The 17880-nt window shown below is 73.7% G+C and carries 15 protein-coding genes and 1 tRNA gene; 6 read left to right on the top strand and 10 right to left on the bottom strand.

What is annotated here, in order from left to right; genetic code table 11:
• The first annotated feature begins 393 nt into the window (after positions 1-393).
• Both OG295_RS35115 and OG295_RS35110 read left to right on the top strand, forming a co-directional pair.
• Entirely contained in the window at positions 394-753 is a 360-nt protein-coding gene (locus tag OG295_RS35115; RefSeq protein WP_371680690.1) for a hypothetical protein, read from the top strand.
• Between the two features lie 127 nt (positions 754-880).
• A tRNA-Trp gene (locus OG295_RS35110) sits at positions 881-955 on the top strand.
• 59 nt (positions 956-1014) lie between these two features.
• On the opposite strand, the gene OG295_RS35105 is transcribed toward OG295_RS35110, so the two are convergent.
• From OG295_RS35105 to OG295_RS35075, 7 genes are all read right to left on the bottom strand, one after another.
• The gene (locus tag OG295_RS35105; protein ID WP_371680689.1) at positions 1015-1746 is read right to left on the bottom strand and encodes a hypothetical protein; all 732 of its coding nucleotides are present in this window, start codon (positions 1744-1746) and stop codon (positions 1015-1017) included.
• Between the two features lie 363 nt (positions 1747-2109).
• Complete coding sequence (locus OG295_RS35100; RefSeq protein WP_371680688.1) at positions 2110-3060, bottom strand: hypothetical protein; 951 nt, start codon at positions 3058-3060, stop codon at positions 2110-2112.
• A 256-nt stretch (positions 3061-3316) separates the two neighbouring features.
• Positions 3317-3988, bottom strand: coding sequence for a TetR/AcrR family transcriptional regulator (locus tag OG295_RS35095; protein ID WP_371680687.1), 672 nt, complete (start codon positions 3986-3988; stop codon positions 3317-3319).
• Between the two features lie 85 nt (positions 3989-4073).
• The gene (locus tag OG295_RS35090) at positions 4074-5276 is read right to left on the bottom strand and encodes a cytochrome P450 (protein WP_371680686.1); all 1203 of its coding nucleotides are present in this window, start codon (positions 5274-5276) and stop codon (positions 4074-4076) included.
• Between the two features lie 142 nt (positions 5277-5418).
• Complete coding sequence (locus OG295_RS35085; protein WP_371680685.1) at positions 5419-6654, bottom strand: glycosyltransferase; 1236 nt, start codon at positions 6652-6654, stop codon at positions 5419-5421.
• A gap of 578 nt (positions 6655-7232) precedes the next feature.
• Entirely contained in the window at positions 7233-8903 is a 1671-nt protein-coding gene (locus OG295_RS35080) for an alpha/beta hydrolase (protein WP_371680684.1), read from the bottom strand.
• 125 nt (positions 8904-9028) lie between these two features.
• Complete coding sequence (locus tag OG295_RS35075; RefSeq protein ID WP_371680683.1) at positions 9029-10261, bottom strand: FAD-dependent oxidoreductase; 1233 nt, start codon at positions 10259-10261, stop codon at positions 9029-9031.
• Positions 10262-10639: 378 nt separating this feature from the next.
• On the opposite strand from OG295_RS35075, the gene OG295_RS35070 reads away from it, so the two are divergent.
• A complete protein-coding gene (locus OG295_RS35070) occupies positions 10640-10873 on the top strand; it encodes a hypothetical protein (RefSeq protein WP_371680682.1) in 234 nt (77 codons plus the stop codon).
• Between the two features lie 146 nt (positions 10874-11019).
• Here the strand turns inward: OG295_RS35070 and OG295_RS35065 are convergent, their stop codons facing one another.
• The 3 genes from OG295_RS35065 to OG295_RS35055 all read right to left on the bottom strand — a co-directional run bounded on the left by OG295_RS35065 (position 11020) and on the right by OG295_RS35055 (position 14731).
• Positions 11020-12390, bottom strand: a complete 1371-nt coding sequence (locus OG295_RS35065) for an FAD-binding oxidoreductase (protein ID WP_371680681.1) — start codon at positions 12388-12390, stop codon at positions 11020-11022.
• A 198-nt stretch (positions 12391-12588) separates the two neighbouring features.
• Positions 12589-12843: a hypothetical protein gene (locus OG295_RS35060; protein ID WP_371680680.1), complete on the bottom strand. Its 255-nt coding sequence runs from the start codon at positions 12841-12843 to the stop codon at positions 12589-12591.
• A gap of 238 nt (positions 12844-13081) precedes the next feature.
• Positions 13082-14731 (bottom strand): hypothetical protein, encoded by a 1650-nt coding sequence (locus OG295_RS35055; RefSeq protein ID WP_371680679.1) that lies wholly within the window; start codon positions 14729-14731, stop codon positions 13082-13084.
• 345 nt (positions 14732-15076) lie between these two features.
• Between OG295_RS35055 and OG295_RS35050 the strand changes: the two genes are divergently transcribed.
• The 3 genes from OG295_RS35050 (at position 15077) to OG295_RS35040 (ending at position 17816) form a co-directional block, all read left to right on the top strand.
• Entirely contained in the window at positions 15077-15601 is a 525-nt protein-coding gene (locus OG295_RS35050; RefSeq protein WP_371680678.1) for a cupin domain-containing protein, read from the top strand.
• Positions 15602-15729: 128 nt separating this feature from the next.
• Entirely contained in the window at positions 15730-17220 is a 1491-nt protein-coding gene (locus OG295_RS35045; protein WP_371680677.1) for an MFS transporter, read from the top strand.
• Positions 17217-17816, top strand: coding sequence for a TetR family transcriptional regulator (locus OG295_RS35040; RefSeq protein ID WP_371680676.1), 600 nt, complete (start codon positions 17217-17219; stop codon positions 17814-17816). Before OG295_RS35045 ends, OG295_RS35040 begins: the two co-directional genes overlap by 4 nt.
• Positions 17817-17880 lie beyond the last annotated feature (64 nt).

Below are 17880 nucleotides of genomic sequence, written 5' to 3'. Positions count from 1 at the left end.
CGCCTACTACACACCCTCGCAGGAGGGGCCCCGCCGTCCCCCTCCGCCACCCCGGCCGGGAGCCGGTCCCTGAGGGTGCGCACGGGCCTCGGGCGACTACGACGCCGCTTCGTATGTGACCTGGGTCCTATGGGACGGCTCACCGCCGGAGCCCCCGAACCTCACCCGGTGTCACCATGCGCGACCCTTTGCGTGGCGGCGTGGCGGCGAACCGGCAGGGGCCGCCCCGCCCCCGCCACCACAACCGATCGGCCCGGCTGCGCGTCCTACCCGCAGAGCCGTCCCCGGTCAGCCGGTCCGGGAGGACACCGACCCTGGAGGGGCACCATCGACACGCTCGCCGCACACCGACCCGATCCGACCGCAGGGCGCCGCCACAGGGCCGCGATCGGCATGGCGCTGCTGGGCGGCGTGGCCGGTGTCGTGCTGGCCGCCGTCGTCATGACGGTCCTGTGGTGGCCGCGGACCGAGGTGGCGTACCGCAGTACCGCTCCCTCGGCGGTGGTCTACCAGGACGGGGTGCCGCACTCGCTGGCGCTCGTGCACAGCCACACCCTGTCCGGGCGGCACTCCTACCGGATGGTGATCGGCAGGGAATCCGTCGGGACCTACGGGCACTGGGTGGACGTCGACACCGCTCTGGGGAAGGACGGAATCGAATCCACCACGTGGACGCAGGACGGGGTGCGTGTCCGTTTCCCGACGGGCCACGAGGTCTTCGTCCCCGCCCGCTTCTTCCTGTACGGCAGGTGACGCGCGGGCTCGGCACCGTCGGGGAGGCGGCAGTGGCGGTGCGGGTCCGCCGGGCGGCCTCGCGACCCGCCCTCCTCGGCGGCGCCGGAGGGGCGGGTCCCGCAGTGGCTTACGATGCCGGACGGACGGGGCCGTAGCGCAGAGGTCGTCGCGCGCGGTCTCCAAAACCGCGAGGACGCCGGTTCGAATCCGGTCGGCTCCGTCCCTCCGGCCGGCCGGGAGGGTGCGCGTCCGCCCCGCCCGGCTGCGGCCGGCCCGCGGTCATGCCGGGGCGTTCCAGGCGGTGGTCAGCCCGTCGAGCCACGCGGGGGGCAGCTCCGCCGCGTCCCACTCCTCACGCAGTTCCCCGGGTACGGTCGCGAGCCGCTCCAGCACCGCGAGGCTCGTGGCGGAGTGGAGGAGCGAGTAGCGGCCGTGCACCGTGATGGCGCTGCCCGGTCCGAACGCCGCGAACATCCGCTCCAGTCGGGGCCGGTGGGCCGCGGCGAACCGCGTGAGGCGCCCGGCGTAGCCGGCCCGCTGGCGGACCGTCATCGTGGCGAGGACGGCGGCGAGCACCTCCTCGGTCACCTCCGGGTCCAGTTCCGAGACCGCCGTGAACGACAGGTACAGGGGCGTGAGCGCGACCCGTGCCCGTTCCACCTCCATGCGCCCGGCCCGCGGGCGCTCCCCCGCCGGACCCTGTTGCCCGTCCGGGCCGACGACCCGTTGGAGCGTCCGCTCGGCGACGGCGCCGAGTTCCTCCAGCGCGTCCCCGGCGCCGTCGAGCCAGCCCGTCGCGTACTCCTCGCCCTTGTCCCCCGGAGCCTCGCGGCCGCTGCCGCTCAGTTCCTCGTAGGCCAGGGCGAGGGCGCCCGCCTCCACCAGCCCGATCAGTTCCCGCGCGTCACCGGAAGGGACCCCCGCCCGCGCGAGGAGCTGCAGCAGCGTCGTCCGCGCGTTGTCGACACTGGCCTCGTCCGGCCACTGCCGTCCCTCGTCGGCCGTGCTCATCGGATCCTCCTCTTCCCTCGGGTGGCGCGGTGTGTCCAACGAGACCGCTCCTCCCACGCTCCAACGCCCGACAGCCCGGCTGTGCTCCCGCCCGGTCGCCCGGTCCCGCTCGGCGCCGTTGCGGGCGCGAGGGCACGTGGGCGTCGACGACAGGGCCTGTGGCCGGGCACCTGGAGGCTATGACATCAGGTCGTCGGGCCGACGGAGGGAGGTGCCCCAGGGGGATCCACCCACAGGGCCGGGGCCGGCGTCCCGGTACCGCCGTACGGAAGTACGGAAGTACGGCGGTGCGAAGGGCCGTTCGGGGACGCCCGCGTCGGCCCGGTCACCCGGAACGGACTCCGCCGCCCCGGGTGACCGGCACTACCGCGCCGGCCGGGCGGAACGCGGAGGGAAGGCGAGGCCCGTCGGGGTGGCCAGGCCGGTGGAGTCCACGGTGGTCTGGACGCCGTCGGAGAGGCGGACGCGGACGACCCGGTTGTTGAAGGCATCGGCGACGTAGAGGGCGCCGTGGTGGTCGAGGGCGAGGCCGAGCGGGCTGCTCAGGCCGGTGGTGGGGACCGTGGTCTGCTCGCCGGTTCCCGCCGCGATCCGCACCACGCGGTCGTTGCCGCTGTCGGAGACGTAGAGGTCGCCCGCGGCGCTCAGGGCGAGACCGGTGGGCTGCGAGAGGCCGCTGGTGGGGACGGTGGACTGCCCGCTCCCGTCGGCGGGCACCCTCACCACGCGGTCGTTGACGAAGTCGGAGACGTACAGGTCCCCGTCGGGTTCCAGGGCCAGCCCCCAGGGGTGCAGCAGCCCGGTGGTGGGAACGGTGGTCTGGCCGCTGCCGTCGGCCGGCACCTTCACGACGCGGTCGTTGAAGCTGTCGGCGACGTAGAGGTCGCCGGCGGAGTCGACGGCCAGGCCCAGGGGGCGCGAGAGGCCCTCGGTGGCCACGGTGGACTGGCCGCTGCCGTCCGGGGCCGACCGCACCACCCGGTTGTTCCCGGTGTCGGAGACGTAGAGGCTGCCCGTGCGGTCCCAGGCCAGCCCTGTCGGGCGTACCAGACCGTCCAGGGGGAGGGTGGTCTGGCCGCCCCCGTCGGTGGGCAGCGTGACCACGCGGTTGTTGCCGTAGTCGGACACGTACAGCGGCGGGCCGGTGTGCGGGCCCACGTCGTGGAGCCGGTCGGCACCGGCCGCTCGCGCGGGCAGCGCGCACAGGAGCAGCGCTCCGGCGAAGGCGGCCAGACGGCGGGTCAGCCGCCTCCGGGTGCGGCCGGCGGGCGCCTGGGGTTCGGGGACGTGCGACTCGGCCGTGACGCGTGCCACGTTTCACCCACCTGTTCCGAAGGGGCCGGCCACGTGTCGGACCGGCCGGGTCGGGACGACCCTAGGCAGCCGCCGCGGGCCGGGCGGAAGCCACGCCACCGGCCGCGCCGCGGGCCACTCCAATGCACGGGCGCGTTCGAAAACGGGTAGGTGCGCCCCGTGCGGCTCTGGGATCATGCCCGGATGGTCCACCCCCTCGAACGCCTGGCCGTCCGGCACACCCACCGCCTCCCGTCCCCCTCCCGGGTCCTCCCCCTCAGCCCTGGCGGTGCGGGCCGAGGTCGAGGAGGACGGCCGCCAGGTCCTGCGCGGTCATGCCCGGGGCGGGCAGTTCCGCCGTGGGGCGCTCCCCGGCCCGCAGGCCGTCGAGGAACAGCGCCAGTTGCCGGCGCCATGCGTGCGGAGGTCCCGCGACGGCGAGGGAGGGAACGGAGCGTCCGAGCGTGGCCAGGCCCAGGAGCACGTCCTCGACGGTGACGTCGGGGCGCATGGCACCGGCCCGTTGGGCGCCGTCCACCAGCAGGGTGATGGTTTCGTGGTTGTGGGCGTGGACGGAATCGAGGGAGGTCACGCCCTCGATGGCGGTGGTCATCAGGTCGTTCGCACCGCGGTCGGTGGCCAGTACGGTGAAGACCGCCTCCAGGTAGCCGGCCAGCCCGGCCCACGGGTCCGCCGCGCGCCGCGCCTCGTCTCCGGCCGCGATGGTGTCCAGCAGGGCGTCCTGGAACACCGCGTCGATCAGGGCGGCGCGGGTGGGGAAGTTGCGGTACAGCGTGGCGTTGCCGACGCCTGCCCGGCGGGCGATCTCGTCGAGGGGGATCTCCAGGCCCTCCGCGGCGAAGGCCTTGCGCGCGGCGGCCAGGAGCAGCTCGCGGTTGCGCAGTGCGTCGCGCCGTACCGGCGCGGGCCGTCGGGTGCCCGGTGTCATGTCCACTCCTCGTTTCGCCGGCGGCGCGTACGCATGTACCGGGGATCGCTGTCCGGTACGGATGCTAGCGCCACCGGGCGGAGCGTCACGCATCGAGCCGCCGCGACCAGCGCACCGGCAGCGAGGCGACGCCCCGGAGCATGGCGTTGGAGCGGCGCTCCGGGGAATCGGGGTCCCCGGCCAGGGCGAGGTCCGGCATCCTGCGCAGCAGCGTCTCCAGGGCGATCCGGCCTTCGACGCGGGCGAGGGGCGCGCCGAGGCAGTGGTGGATGCCGTGGCCGAACGCGAGGTGCCCGCGGGCCGGGCGGCGGATGTCGAAGCGGTCGGGATCGGCGTGGTACCGGGGGTCGCGGGAGGCCGAGGCCAGGGAGAGCATGAGGCTGTCGCCCGCGGGGATGTGGACCCCGTCGATCTCCACCGGTTCGGCGGCGTGCCGGAAGGCCGCCGCCGCGACGGGTCCGTCGTAGCGGAGCACTTCCTCGACGGCGCCGTCGAGCAGGCTCGCGTCGGCCCGCAGCGCGGCGAGCTGGTCCGGGTGGCGGAGCAGGTTGAGGACACCGCCCGAGATCAGGTTGACGGTGGTCTCGTGTCCGGCGACGAGCAGGAGGAAGGCCATCCCGAGCAGTTCCTCGGGCGAGAGGCCGTCCTCCTCGGCGGCGGCGCGGACCAGGGCGCTCATCAGGTCCGCCCCGGGGCCACCCGCCTTGGCGGCGATCAGCGAGGCGAAGTACGCGGCCATCTCCCCGCCGGCCGCGGCGGCCGCGGCGGGTGAGGACGGCGCCACGAGCTCGGTGGACCAGGCGTGGAAGTGGTGCTGGTCGCCGGAGGGAACCCCGAGCAGCTCGCAGATGACGGTGAGCGGCAGCGGGAGGGCGTATCCGGCGACCAGATCGGCGGTGCCGGCCGGGGGGAGGGCGTCGAGGAGCCCGTCGGCGATCTGCCGGACGCGCGGCCGCAGCGCGTCGATCCGGCCGGCGGTGAACTCGCGTGCGACCAGGGACCGCAGGCGGGTGTGCTGGGGGGCGTCGACCTGCAGCATGTTCAGACCGATGGCGTTGCCGCCGTCGCTCTCCCATGACGAGGAGTGCCGTATGTCGTTGCGCAGGCGGGGGTCCGTCAGCGCGGCCCGCACCTCGTCGCGTCCGAGGACGAGCCACACGTCACCGGTCCCGGGCACGTGGATGCGGTGGACGTGGCCCTTCTCGCGCAGTGCGGCGTAGGCCGGGTACGGGTCGGCGATGACGTCGACTCCGGCGGGAGCGAGTTCCTCAAGCGTCGGGGCGGGCATGGCAGTTCCTCCGTGTCGGTAAACGGGGAGAACTCCCCGCTTCATGTGGGGACAGTACCACGAAGCGGGGAGCACTCCCCGGTTAACCCGCGTTCGACGACGGGTGGGGGCCGCCGCCCTGCCGGGCGCGGGCGCGGGCGGGTCAGGCGGCCGCGGGCGGCCTTCCCGGGCCCGCCGCGTCGAGCAGCAGTCCCGCGGCCACGGCCGCCCCGTCGGCGCGGAGGGTGGAGGCCACGGCCCGCGCCCGTGTACGGGTCTCGGCGGCCAGGGCCGTGGACAGCGCGGCCGACAGCGAGTCGACGGTCGGAGTCGGATCGTGGTGGGCCGAGCCGATGCCGAGCTCGGCGACCCGTTCGGCCCAGTACGGCTGGTCCGCGATCCGGGGGACCACCACCTGGGGCGCGCCGGCCCGCGCCGCCGCCGTGGTGGTGCCCGCGCCCCCGTGGTGCACGACGGCCGCCACCCGGGGGAACAGGGCCTGCTGGTTGACCTCGCCGACCACGAAGCAGTCGTCGGCGTCGTCGATGGGGGCGAGGTCCGCCCAGCCACGGGCCAGGAGCACGCGGCGGCCGTGCGCGCGGACGGCTTCGACGGCCACTCGGGCGATGTCCTTCGGGGCGTGCGCGGCCATGCTGCCGAAGCCCACGTACACGGGCGGCGCGCCGGCGTCCAGGAACGCCCGCAGCCCATCGGGGAGCGGACGCCCGTCGGGCAGGATCCACGCCCCGGTCTGCACGACGTCGAGGTCCGTCATGCCCCGCGAGGGGCACAGGGTCGCGTCCGCCGCCAGCCACGGCCGGTCGGTGAAGACGTGGTCGCGGACGTTGTCCACCGGTGGCAGACCGATCGACGCCCGATGGCGGGCCACCGCCTCGCCGTACAGCGCGTCCACCCTCCGGGCGTCCTGTTCCCACAGCACCCGGTTGTCGGTCTCGTCCGGCGGGGACGCCGTGCCCGGCCGGGACCCGGGCGGGAAGTGCCGCGAGGGGATGCCGAAGATGTGGAAGCAGGCGTACACGTAACGGATGCCCAGCTTCTCGGCCACGTCCCGCGCGCCGGCCGGCATCAGACCGGCCGCCACCAGCGCGTCGCACCCCTCCGCCGCCGCGGTCAGGGCGTCGAAGCGCGCGGCGACCAGCTCAGGGGCGAGCCGGAACGCGTCCTTCGCCGTCGGCGGCTCCGTACCGGCCACCACCGAGCGCACCGTCGGGCCGAGCGGCACCAGCGGCACCCCGACGCGCGCCAGCAGCGCCGCGAACTCCTCGTCGGGCGGCGCGCACACGCGCACCTGCGCACCGCGCGCCCGCAGTTCCACCGCCAGTGCCGCCAGCGGTTCGACGTCCCCGCGCGATCCCCACGCCGTCAACAACACACGCACTTCGCAACTCCCGTTTCCGCAGGTCATTGGCTTTCGGCCGCCGATTCTCCGGGATGACCGGGGTCTTGCCGCAAGCCCCCGGGTGCGCTATACGTTGAAGAGGGAGGGGAGTTGGTTCCGGCCACCCTCGCCACGGCCACCGGTGAACGGCGGCCCCGCCAGAAGATGCGGGCGCGCATGTGGTGGGTCAGGTTGTCGAGGATCTCGCGCAGCCCTGCGCCGCGGACGGCCGGCAGGCGCACCAGGCGTGCTGAACGCCCCCGGGTCGGCCCGCAGCGAGATGTCGGCGTCCGCGTCCGGGGCGGGCCGTCCGGGACGGCCACCGGCCGGCCTCCCGAACGGGGGTGTTCCCTTCCCCTCCGTCAGCACCTCCGCCCGGGACAGCGGTACGGCGTCGGCCCCGTCGAGGCCGCAGCAGTAGCCTCCGGCCCTCTCCGGGATCAGCCGCGGGCCGCGGGTGTCGCCGGACGCGATGACGATGGCGCCGGGCGCGCCGTCGGACCGGGCGTACACGGGTGCGTGGATGCCGCGGGCCGCGGCCTCGTCCGGGTGGATCTCCGGTCTGGGAAACAGAGGCATCATCGCAGCGCGTCAGCGGCCCGCCCATCGAAAAGACGGGGGGTGGGGATCCTGTCGCGCGTCTCGTCGACCTCGATGCCCGCCCTGTTGCGGCCGAGGGCGTCCGGGGGCGTCTCGTCGGCGCAGACGGTGCCCCGTGCGGGCAGGGCCAGGGTGGCGAGGTAGGCCGTGACGAGGGTGCTGACGCACTCGCTCCGGTTGTAGGCGGTGTGTCCTTCGGCGGCGAAGGTCAACAGGTGTCCGTTGTCGAGGGTCCCCGCGAGGGCCACGGCGTCCCGGTACGGGGTGTCCGGATCACCGGTCGTGCCGAGGACCAGGATCGGGGCGGAGCCGGCGGCGCGGTAGGAGCCCTCGTAACGGCTCGGGCGCCGCGCCGGCCACTGCGCGCAGGTGGGCGCGTGGTTGTGGTCGTAGGTGGGCGGCCCGAGGCCGATGGGGGGTCCCAGCAGGGGGGCGGTGGCGACGTGGGCGCCGACCAGGGCGCCCAGGAGCGGCCGGCCGGACGGGTAGACCCGGTCGGCGCATTCGACGGCCAGGTTGGCGTTGAGGAAGTCGAACGACGCGGGTGAGGGCGGGTTCAGCAGGAACGAGGGCCGGCGCGTCCGCGCCGCCTCCAGGGCCTGTCCCAGGTGGGGCCAGATCTCCTTGCCGGCGTTGATGTTGAACATCAGCCGGTAGGCGAGGGTGTAGCCGGTCGCCCGGCGTCCGCTCGCGGTGACGAGGGGGTGGGCGTCCAGGTCCCGTTCGAGCGCGTCCCAGGCCCGTCGGGGATTTCCCTCGCCGAATCCGCAGGTGGTGGCGCTGCGCGCGCACCAGTCCAGGAACCGGCCGACCGCCGCGTCGAGGGCCTCGAACTGCGCGGCGTCGTAGGCGTACGGCACTTCGGCGTAGCGCCGCGGATCGTAGGCCCCGTCCAGGACCATGGCGCGCACGCGCCGGGGGAACCGGGCCGCGTACACGGTGCCGACGTAGCTGCCGAAGGAGCGGCCGTAGAAGGTCAGCGCCTCCTCGCCGAGGGCCTGGCGGAGGAGGTCGATGTCCCCGGCGTTCGAGCCGGTGCCGATGAACGGTACGAGGTCACCGGACCGTTGCCGGCAGGCGCTCGCGAAGTCCAGGCCCTGGCGGACGGCGCCCCGCAGGGCCCCGGGTCCGGGGACGCCGCGTGCCGCGTCGACGGCGGCGGCGTACTCCCGGTCGTTCCAGCACTCCACCTGTCCGCTGCGCCCCACCCCGCGCATGTCGTACCCGACGACGTCGAAGGCTTCGCGCAGGGAGGCGGGGAGCGCGTCGTAGCTGTCACGGGCGAAGTCCACACCGGAGTTGCCGGGTCCGCCGGGGTGCAGCACGAGGACGCCCGTGCGGTGGGTCCGGTCGGGTGCGAGCCGCCGGGTGACCGCGAGCGGGATCGTGGGCCCGGTGGGGCGGCGGTAGTCCAGTGGCACCCGGGCGGTCGCGCACCGGAAGCCATCGCCCGGGGCGTCGCCGGCCTCCCCCTCGCAGGGGCCCCAGGACAGGACGGGGACGGGGACGGCGGCCGGGGGCGCCGCCGTGGCACCCTCGGGCGTGCTCCCGAGGAGTGCGGTGACCGCGATCAGGACGAGGGCCGTCGCCCACGCCACTCGTCTGCGCGGGCCATCGGCCGAGCGGGTCTGCGTGCACCGGGTCTGCATACGGCGAACTCCCTCTGTCCTGCGTCGCGACAGCGGCGGCACACGGGATCGGGGGAACGTGTGGCGCCCGCGCTCGACCGAGCGGCGCCCGCTCATCACAGCCTTACTCACTCTCTTCGTTGGGTTCAGCGGAGCGATTCCTTCGGGGGGCGCTCGCGCAGGGCTCCGTATCCGATGAAGTAGGCGGGGATGCGGTTCAGCCACCGCGAGTCGGTGACGAGCTCCGTCATCCGTTTGGCCCGCCGGGGATCGCCGAACGCTGTGCGGCCCGCCAGCAGCGGTTCGATGACCTGGGTGTGGGCGAGGCGCTGGAGGCCTTGGGTCGCCACGGTGGTCGGCCAGCGACGGAGTTGGACGCGGCGCACGTCCTGGAGCCCTACGGCGCCCTCGCGCAACGGACGCACGAGGTGGCGGGCCGCGGCCACCGCGTCCTGCACGGCGAGGTTGATGCCGATGCCGAAGACGGGTGACATCGCGTGGGCGGCGTCGCCGATGCACAGCAGCCCCGGCCGGTGCCAGCGGCGCAGGCGGTCGAGCCGTACGTCGAGGAGTTTCACCTCGTCCCAGGAGGTGACGGCGTCGCTCCGGCCGGCCAGCCACGGGACCGCGGCCGTGAACCGGGTCATGAACCGCTCCAGGCCCTCCGCGCGCCGCTCGGCGTCGGTGCCCTTGGGGATGAGGGCCGCGCACTGCCAGTAGTCGCCGCGGTCGATCAGCGCGGTGAAGAACCGGTCGCCCAGGCCGCCCACGAGTCCGCTGGGATCGTCCTCGTGGCGCGGCAGCCGGAACCACCAGGCGTCCATGGGGCAGGGGAAGTCTTCGAGGCCGAGTTCGGGCAGGGTTCTGGCCAGGGAGCCCCGGCCGTCGCAGGCCACGGTGAGGGTGGCCCTGAGCTCACCGGTGGCGCCGTCCGCGGTGCGGTAGCGCACGCCCGTGACCCGCCCGCGCTCCGTGAGGTAGGAGGTCGCCTCGGTGTCCATGCGCAGGCGGAAGGAGGGCTCCCGGCCCGCTTCGTCGGCGAGCAGGTCGAGCAGGTCCCACTGGGGCACCATCGCGATGTAGTTGTACTTGCCGTGGAGCGCGCCGATGTTCCCGACCGTGACGAGGGACCGGTCCGGCCCGATGGGGAGCTGCACCGAGGTCACCCGGCGCTGGGGCAGTCGGGCGAACCGTTCGGCGAGGCCGATGTCGTCGAGGAGCGACAGGGTGGAGGGGTGCACGGTGTCACCGCGGAAGTCGCGCAGGAAGTCGCCGTGCTTCTCCAGCACCGTCACCTCCACCCCGGCCCTCGCCAGCAGCAGCGCCAGCACCATCCCGGCCGGCCCGCCTCCCACGACGCAGCACGTCGTACGCTCCACACCGCCACCTCCTTCGCGGGGATCGGGCGAACCCCAGGAGACGTATACCGCACGGGGAGAGCCGGTTCCGGTACCGGCGGCACCGGGCTCCGCCGTCGGGCCGGCCCGCGGCCCGAGATGACGAGTCGCGGAGAGGTGACTAGCATGGGGGGAAGACGGCCGCAACTGCGGGATCCGCTCTCTGCCCGCAGTGGTGCACGCGGCTTGGGAATCGCGTGTCGGCAGGGGGTCCGTGGCTCGACGAAGCCACGTTGACGGCGGACGCGCACTCATCACATTCATTCAGCCCCAGGAAAACTCCGTGCACGTTCCACGAGAGGAGGCAGAACGAATTCGTGCCGCCACGAGTGGCACAGCTGCGAGAAGGGTTCTGAAATCATGCAAGCACTCAGAGTCAAGCGGCTCTTCGCCGTCTCCGCCATCGGTGTCCTCATGGCCGGCGGCGCGGCGCTCGGCGCCGCGGGTACGGCCTCGGCGGCCATGCCCACCCACTCCGTCACCTACAGCCACGGCGGCGGAGGTTGGGACGACGACGACCACGGCTACAACCACGGTGGGTGGGACAACGATGACGACTGGGGCGGAGGAGGATGGGACGACGGCGGCTGCTGACGAACCGAGCCGCACGGTGCGGACCGTCGAAAGACGGTCCGCACATCTTCGTGTCCGGCGAGCCGACGATCCGGGCTCCTGCCGGTTGAACCGGCAGGAGCCCGGATGGGACGACGAGGCGTGGGGCAGGGACCCGAAGGGACGGCCTACGGCTTGATGTTCTGGTTCAGGTGGAACAGGTTGTCCGGGTCGTAGGCCCGCTTGGCCTCCACGAGCCGGTCGTAGTTCCCCTTGTAGTTGGCCCGGACCCGGTTCTGGTCGTCGTCGGCCATGAAGTTGACGTAGCCGCCCTCTTCGGAGTGAGGAGCGGTCGCCTCGTAGTAGTCGCGCACCCAGGCGGTGTTGGCCTCGTTGTCGGCCGGGTCGGGCCACATGCCGGCGATGACCGTGGCGAACGACGCGTCCCGGTAGGCGAAGGCCGTGGCGTCCTGCGGGACGTCGTGGCAGGCGCCGTTGATCGGGTAGATGTGGACGGTCGAGTTCACCACCGGGACCCGGGGACCGTGGACCAGGTGGGCCTCGATCGCGGCGTCGGTGAGCTCGGTGACGAAGTTGGCCTTCCAGTAGTGCTGGAGCCCGGGCGGCACCAGCGCGTCGAAGGCACTGTTCAACGCGGGATAGGGCATCGGCCCGACGTGCTCCGCGACCACGGGTGCGAACTCGCGGAACTGCTGCACGGCGCGCTCGCCCTCCGCGATCGGGCCGGCCCAGCAGGACACGATCAGGATGAAGGCGTCCCCGTGCCGGTCCTCGGGGATGAAGGGCAGGGGCGGGGCGATCTGGAAGGCGGGGAAGCCGCCCAGCTGCCGTGGTGCGTCGGCGATGAGCTCGCGGTACCCGCGCAGGACGGCGCCGGCGTCGGCCAGTTCGAAGAGCATGGGCCCGCCGTAGACGTCCTGCACCGGGGCCAGCCGGAATTCGAGCGAGGTCACCGCCCCGAAGTTCCCTCCCCCGCCGCGCAGCGCCCAGTAGAGGTCCTCGTTCTCGTCCTCACTGGCGACCACCAGCCGGCCGTCGGCGGTCACCACGTCCGCGGAGATCAGGTTGTCGCAGCTCAGGCCCTGCCCGCGGCAGAGGTAGCCGATGCCGCCACCCAGGGTGAGACCGCCGACACCGGTGGTGGATATGATCCCGCCGGTCGTCGCCAGGCCGAAGACGTGCGTGGCCGCGTTGAAGTCGCCCCAGGTCGCACCGCCCTCGGCGCGCGCCGTCCGGTCGCCCGGGTCGACGCGGACTCCCCGCATCCCGGACAGGTCGGCGACGACGCCGTCGTCGCAGGTGCCGAAGCCGGGCACGCTGTGACTGCCGCCGCGCACCGCGAGGTCCAGCCCGTTCTCCCGGGCGAAATCGACCGTCGCCATGACGTCGGCGGCGCCCGCGCAACGCACGACGACCGCCGGCTTCCGGTCGATCATGGCGTTGTAGACCGTGCGCGCCTCGTCGTAGGCCGCGTCCTGGGGTGTCACGACCGCGCCGCGCACCCGTTCGCGCAGCTGGTCCAGGGAAATCTTTGCCATGGCCGACGCTCCTCGCAGCACCCGCGCGCACACCGGCGCCGACCGCCGGGGTCCCGGGCGTCTCTTTTCACGCTACGCCGATGGGGCCAGCCCTCAAGCCGGGCCGTGATCGGGGGTTCGGTGAACGGCCCGGAGCACCGTCCGACGGGCGGGTGTTCCGAAGGGCCGTGCGACCGGCTCCGCGCGGGCCGGGACGCCTCACACCCGGGCGGGCGGCCCGCCGAAACACTGCGCGTACTGCTCGTTCGAGAGGACCAGCGGTTTCCCGGCGTCGTCCGGGCAGGGGTCGTCGGCCCCGGTCGGCGGCCGGAACGACGCCGCGGACAGGAAGACGGACAGGCAGGCGGCCAGGCAGGCGGCCAGGCAGAGCGCCCCTACTGCCGCCGTCGGAACGGTCCTTCGGCGGTTCCGGCGGGGCCGGACGCCGTGTGTGTGCGAACGGAAGGGGATCACAGGACGGTTGTAGCCGTCTCCCGCGCGCGGGCGCGGAGGACCTGCCGCCGCGTCACCCGCCCGGCCGTCCCGGGGCCCGGGGGCCGCCCGTGCGGCGGGCGGCCGTACCGGGCGGCGGGCGGCCGTACCGGGCGGCGGGCGGCCGTACCGGGCGGCGGGCGGCCGTACCGGGCGGCGGGCGGCCGTACCGGGCGGCCGGATGCGGGCGCCCGCCCGTCGGTTTCGGCGGTGGGGTGGGTCAGCGGCGGCCTGACGCCGGCCAGGGGGCCGGGCGGGCCGTGGCGGTGGGGCCGTAGCGCTCGTAGTAGTCCTGGAGGAGGCCGGATTCCTCCAGGACGGCATCGGCCCAGGAGCGGTCCAGCCCGGGTGGGGCCTGCCGGGTGGCGACGGCGCAGGCTCCGGTGAGCATGCCGGCGTAGACGAGGTCGGAGTGGAGGTTGCTGATGCTGTCCGTCTCGTGGAAGTTGACCGGTCGGCCGCCCGCCAGCACGGTGACGTCCACGCCGCCGGGGAGCGTGTGGGTACGGGACGAGGGGCCGGCGACGGAGCGGGCCGCCGGGTTCCGGGCCGCCAGGGCGTCGAGTGCGGGGAGGTCGAATTCGATGTCGCGGCTGCTGACGCTCGCGAGGTAGGCGGGGCGCCGGAGGGCTTCGAACTCCCGGGTCGACATGCTGGTGCGGCCGGTGACGCCGAAGACCAGCAGGGGCTCGTGCCGTTCCAGCAGGGTGGCCAGGTCGCGGTCCGTGACGTAGCCGCTCTCGTGGGCGTCGATGAGGTGGAGGATGTCGGCGTCGTGGACGGCGACCCGCATGCGGCGCTGGGTGAGGAGGGAGGCGATCTGTGAGCCCACGTTGCCGTAGCCGATGACCAGCGCGGGCTGTCCCTCCATCTTCAGGACGGGCAGCAGCTCCAGGGCCGTGGTGACGGCCTTCTCGGCGATCCAGTACGACTCGATGCGCCCCTTGAGCCGGGACTGGGCCACCGAGAACACCGGGAAGGGCAGCTCCCGCTCGCGGCCCCGGAGCTTGTAGATCCCGGACATGGTCTGTTCCACCACTCCCGCCCAGTCCGCCGCCCGGCCGCCGCCGGCGCCGACTCCCGCTCCGGCGGACGTCGGGGATCCTTCGCGGGCCCGGTCCAGCAGCGCCGGTGCGACGTAGCCGCCGTCGTCCAGGGCGAGGCAGCGCAGGCCGAGCCGGCGGGCGCGGTCCGTGTGCTCCTCGACGGCCCGGGGGTCGGTGGCGTCGACGACCCGTACGCCCTGATCGACGAGGTGGCCGTGGACCCGGTGGCGCCACTGGTAGGCGTAGTCCTTGCGCAGGACCGTCATCGCCTCCAGCGGGGCTCCGAGCTCGGCGAGGCAGCCGACGAGGTGGACGAGGTCGGTCAGGAAGTGCCCGGTGACCAGTACCGCGAAGCCCGCGAGGGGCTTCCCGTGGCGCAGGCGCCCGACGGCGGCACTCATCAGGGGCAGCTCGCCCGCGACGCGCTCCACTTCGGGTGCGGAGAGGGCCTGGCGGTGCCAGATCTCGGCCCAGTGGTCGAGAGAGGCCGTCGACGGTGCCGCGCCGCGGCCCGAGAGGCGGAGGTTCAGGCGCAGCAGGGACGGTCCCGCACCGGCGCCGCGCATCTCGGTGGAGACGAACATCGACGCCTGCAGCCCCGGTCCGAGGCGTGCCGTGAGTTCACCCCCGGCAGGGACGGGCACGGCTCCCGGGCCGGCGGCCTCGCACAGGCGCCGGGCCGCGCGGTGCAGGAGGTGGGGGCCGTCCTCCGGGGCGGCGGTCACCTCGACCGTGGTCGCCGCGAAGGAGACCGGTCCGTCGGCCTGCGGTGCCGGGTGGCGTTCGGGCCGTCTGACGGTCAGGGTATTCGTTTCCCGTTCCATTCGAATTACATCCGTTCCACCTGGCGGCAGCCGTCCGCCGCACCACACGTTCGATGTCGCCGTGAATTGAGAACGCGGTGTCCGGAATACGGTCGGACGCCGTCCCTCAGATAAATTCGACGGTGCTGGATCGAATACCCTGCAGGGGAAGATGGGCATCGAGCACAGGACCGAGAATACGGGCGGAAGGGAAATCCCCACCGCAATATCGCTGGATCTCTTCTCGAATTCCTCTGGACCGGGAGAGCGCGGGGAACGCTCGGTTCATCCTCGATTCGAATCCATTATCGTGAATCCGACGGCCGCACGCCGGTCCGGTCAGACACCCGACCAGAGGAGGACACCGTGCCCACGGCACACGATTGGATCGACGCCCTCGGCCTGGAGCCGCACGTGGAGGGCGGCTACTTCAGGCGGACCTTCCAGGCCGACCACCGCCCCCCGATCCGGACACCGCAGGGCGACCGCTACACGATGACGTCCATCCACTACCTGCTCACCCACTGGTCGCCGATCGGGCACTGGCACCTCAACCGCTCCGACATCCTGCACTTCCACCACCACGGCGATCCGGTCACCTACCACCTGCTGCACCCGGACGGCCGGCACACCACCGCCGTCCTCGGCCAGGACCCGGGCCGGGGGCACGTCCTCACGCTGGCGGTCCCGGGGGGCGTCTGGAAGGCCTCGCACCTCACCGCCGGGGACCACGGCCTGATCAGTGAGGCCGTCGCGCCCGGATTCGACTTCGCCGACATGACCCTCGGCCGGGTCGACGACCTGCTGCGGCGCTTCCCGGGGCACCCGGACCTGATCCGCCGCTACTGCCGCCCGGCCGAGCCGGCCGAACCCGCCGACACCGCGGTCTGACGGGAGGGCGGAGCCGGCCACCCGAGGGGGTGCACAATCGTTCACCCTGGGGTGTACAGTCGTTTACCCATGGGGTGAACAGCTGTGCACTCACCCGGCGCCCGCTCTCGCCACCCGTCTGGAGCAGCATGCCCTCCGCGATACCCGCCCCCGGTCCGGCCTCCGCCCACTCCCGGTTCGTCGTCCCCGTCCTCGCCTTCTGCGGCATGGTCGTCGCCGTCATGCAGACCCTCGTGGTCCCGCTCCTGCCGCACGTCCCCGAGCTGACGGGGGCGAGTCCCGGCGCCGCGGGCTGGCTGGTCACCATCACCCTCCTCACCGGCGCGGTCTTCACCCCCGTGCTCGGCCGCGTCGGTGACATGTACGGGAAGCGGCGCGTCCTGCTGGCCTCGCTGGGCGTGCTCACCCTCGGTTCCGTCCTGTGCGCGGTCAGCTCCGACATCGGCGTCCTGATCACCGGCCGGGCCCTGCAGGGCGCGGCCCTCGCGGTGATCCCCCTGGGCATCAGCATCCTCCGCGACGAGCTCCCCGCCGAGCGGGTGCTGCCCTCGATCGCGCTGATGAGCTCGACCCTCGGCATCGGTGCGGCGATCGGCCTGCCGGTGGCCGCGGTGGTCATGGAGAACTTCGACTGGCACACCATGTTCTGGGCGTCGGCCGCCCTCGGTCTGCTCGATCTGCTCCTGGTGCTCCTGATCGTCCCGGAGTCCCCCGTGCGCTCCCGCGGACGCTTCGACCTGCCGGGGACCCTCGGTCTGGCGGCCTTCCTCGTCGGACTGCTGCTCGCGATCACCCAGGGCGCCGACTGGGGCTGGAGCTCCGCGCGCACGCTCGGCCTGCTCGGCGGGTCCCTGGTGGTGGGCCTGCTCTGGGGCCGGTTCGAACTGCGCACCCGCTCCCCGATGGTGGACCTGCGGGTCTCCGCACGGCCCGCCGTCCTGCTGACCAATGTCGCGGCCCTGCTGATCGGCTTCGCCTTCTACGCGAACTCCCTGGTCACCGGCCAGTTGGTGCAGGAACCCACCAGCACGGGGTACGGGCTAGGCGCCTCCCTCGTGGTCAGCGGCCTGTGCCTGCTGCCCGGCGGCCTCGCCATGGTCGCCCTCTCCCCCGTCTCCGCACGGATCTCCGCCGCGTACGGGCCCCGTACCGCGCTCGTGATCGCCGCCGTCGTCATGGCGGTCGGCTACGTGCTCCGGTTCTTCACCAGCCACAGCCTCTGGCTGATCGTGGCCGGGGCCACCGTGGTGGCCTCCGGGACCGCGATCGCCTACTCGGCGCTGCCCGCCCTCGTCATGCGGGCCGTGCCGGTGAGCGAGACGGCCGCCGCGAACGGGCTGAACACCCTGATGCGTTCGGTCGGCCAGGCCTGTTGCAGTGCCGTGGTCGCCGCCGTGCTGGCCCACGTGACCTTCGTGGCCGGCGGCCGTACCGCCCCGACCCTGCACGCCTACCTGTTGATCTTCCTGATCGCCGCCGGAGCGGCGCTGGCCGCCCTCGTCGCCACCCTGTTCCTGCCGTCGGACCGGCCGGGAGCCGACGCCCCGCGGGGCACCGGCGAGCGGGGCGGTACGGTCACGGTGACAGCGTCCGTGACCGCCGCCCGGGAGAGCGCATGAGCACCACCGACGAATCCACCCCGGCCGGGTCGGCCACGGCCGACGGGGCGTCGGTCGCCGAGACCGGACGCGACGCCATCGTGCGGGCCGCGCGCCGGGCGTTCACGCTGCGGCCGTACGCCGAGGTCACCATGCGCGGCATCGCCGCCGCCGCGGGGGTGAGCCCGTCCCTGATCGTGAAGCGGTTCGGGAGCAAGGAGGCCCTGTTCAACACGGTCGCCGACTTCCGGACGGCCGCCGACGAACTGTTCGCCGCCCCGCCGGCCGCGCTCGGCCGGCACCTGGTCCTGACCATGGTCGAGCTGCGGGACCGGTTCCGAGGCGACCCGCTGCTGCGGGTCGTGTTCTCCCTGGGCATCGAGGACGAGCGCACCCTGCTGCGGGCACGTTTCCGCGAGCAGGTCACCGACCGGCTGGCCGCGTCCCTGACCGGCCCCGACGCACAGCTGCGGGCCGAACTGATCGCCGGCCAGCTGCTGGGGCTGGGCGCCACGCTGAGCCTGCACCGGCCGGACGGCGCGGGTGCCCGCACCGGCGCCGACCGGCTGGCGGACCTGTACGCGCCCGGCATCCAGCGGCTCATCGACGGCTCCTGACCCCGCCGCCCCGGTGGCGGCGCGGGAAGGACGGTGCCGGGAGGCGCCAGGAGGGTGGTGTCGG

The organism is Streptomyces sp. NBC_01276, assembly GCF_041435355.1.
Classification (GTDB): Bacteria; Actinomycetota; Actinomycetes; order Streptomycetales; family Streptomycetaceae; genus Streptomyces.
The sequence above is the reverse complement of the archived record's forward strand: the minus strand, read 5'-3'. Positions and strand labels throughout refer to the sequence as shown.

What these genes read in the sequence shown, in the direction of transcription:
- OG295_RS35115 (WP_371680690.1), top strand. Translation starts at nt 394, where the DNA reads ATGGCGCTGCTGGGCGGCGTGGCCGGTGTCGTGCTGGCCGCCGTCGTC.
- OG295_RS35105 (WP_371680689.1), bottom strand. Translation starts at nt 1,746, where the DNA reads ATGAGCACGGCCGACGAGGGACGGCAGTGGCCGGACGAGGCCAGTGTC.
- OG295_RS35095 (WP_371680687.1), bottom strand. Translation starts at nt 3,988, where the DNA reads ATGACACCGGGCACCCGACGGCCCGCGCCGGTACGGCGCGACGCACTG.
- OG295_RS35090 (WP_371680686.1), bottom strand. Translation starts at nt 5,276, where the DNA reads ATGCCCGCCCCGACGCTTGAGGAACTCGCTCCCGCCGGAGTCGACGTC.
- OG295_RS35080 (WP_371680684.1), bottom strand. Translation starts at nt 8,903, where the DNA reads ATGCAGACCCGGTGCACGCAGACCCGCTCGGCCGATGGCCCGCGCAGA.
- OG295_RS35070 (WP_371680682.1), top strand. Translation starts at nt 10,640, where the DNA reads ATGCAAGCACTCAGAGTCAAGCGGCTCTTCGCCGTCTCCGCCATCGGT.
- OG295_RS35065 (WP_371680681.1), bottom strand. Translation starts at nt 12,390, where the DNA reads ATGGCAAAGATTTCCCTGGACCAGCTGCGCGAACGGGTGCGCGGCGCG.
- OG295_RS35055 (WP_371680679.1), bottom strand. Translation starts at nt 14,731, where the DNA reads ATGGAACGGGAAACGAATACCCTGACCGTCAGACGGCCCGAACGCCAC.
- OG295_RS35045 (WP_371680677.1), top strand. Translation starts at nt 15,730, where the DNA reads ATGCCCTCCGCGATACCCGCCCCCGGTCCGGCCTCCGCCCACTCCCGG.
- OG295_RS35040 (WP_371680676.1), top strand. Translation starts at nt 17,217, where the DNA reads ATGAGCACCACCGACGAATCCACCCCGGCCGGGTCGGCCACGGCCGAC.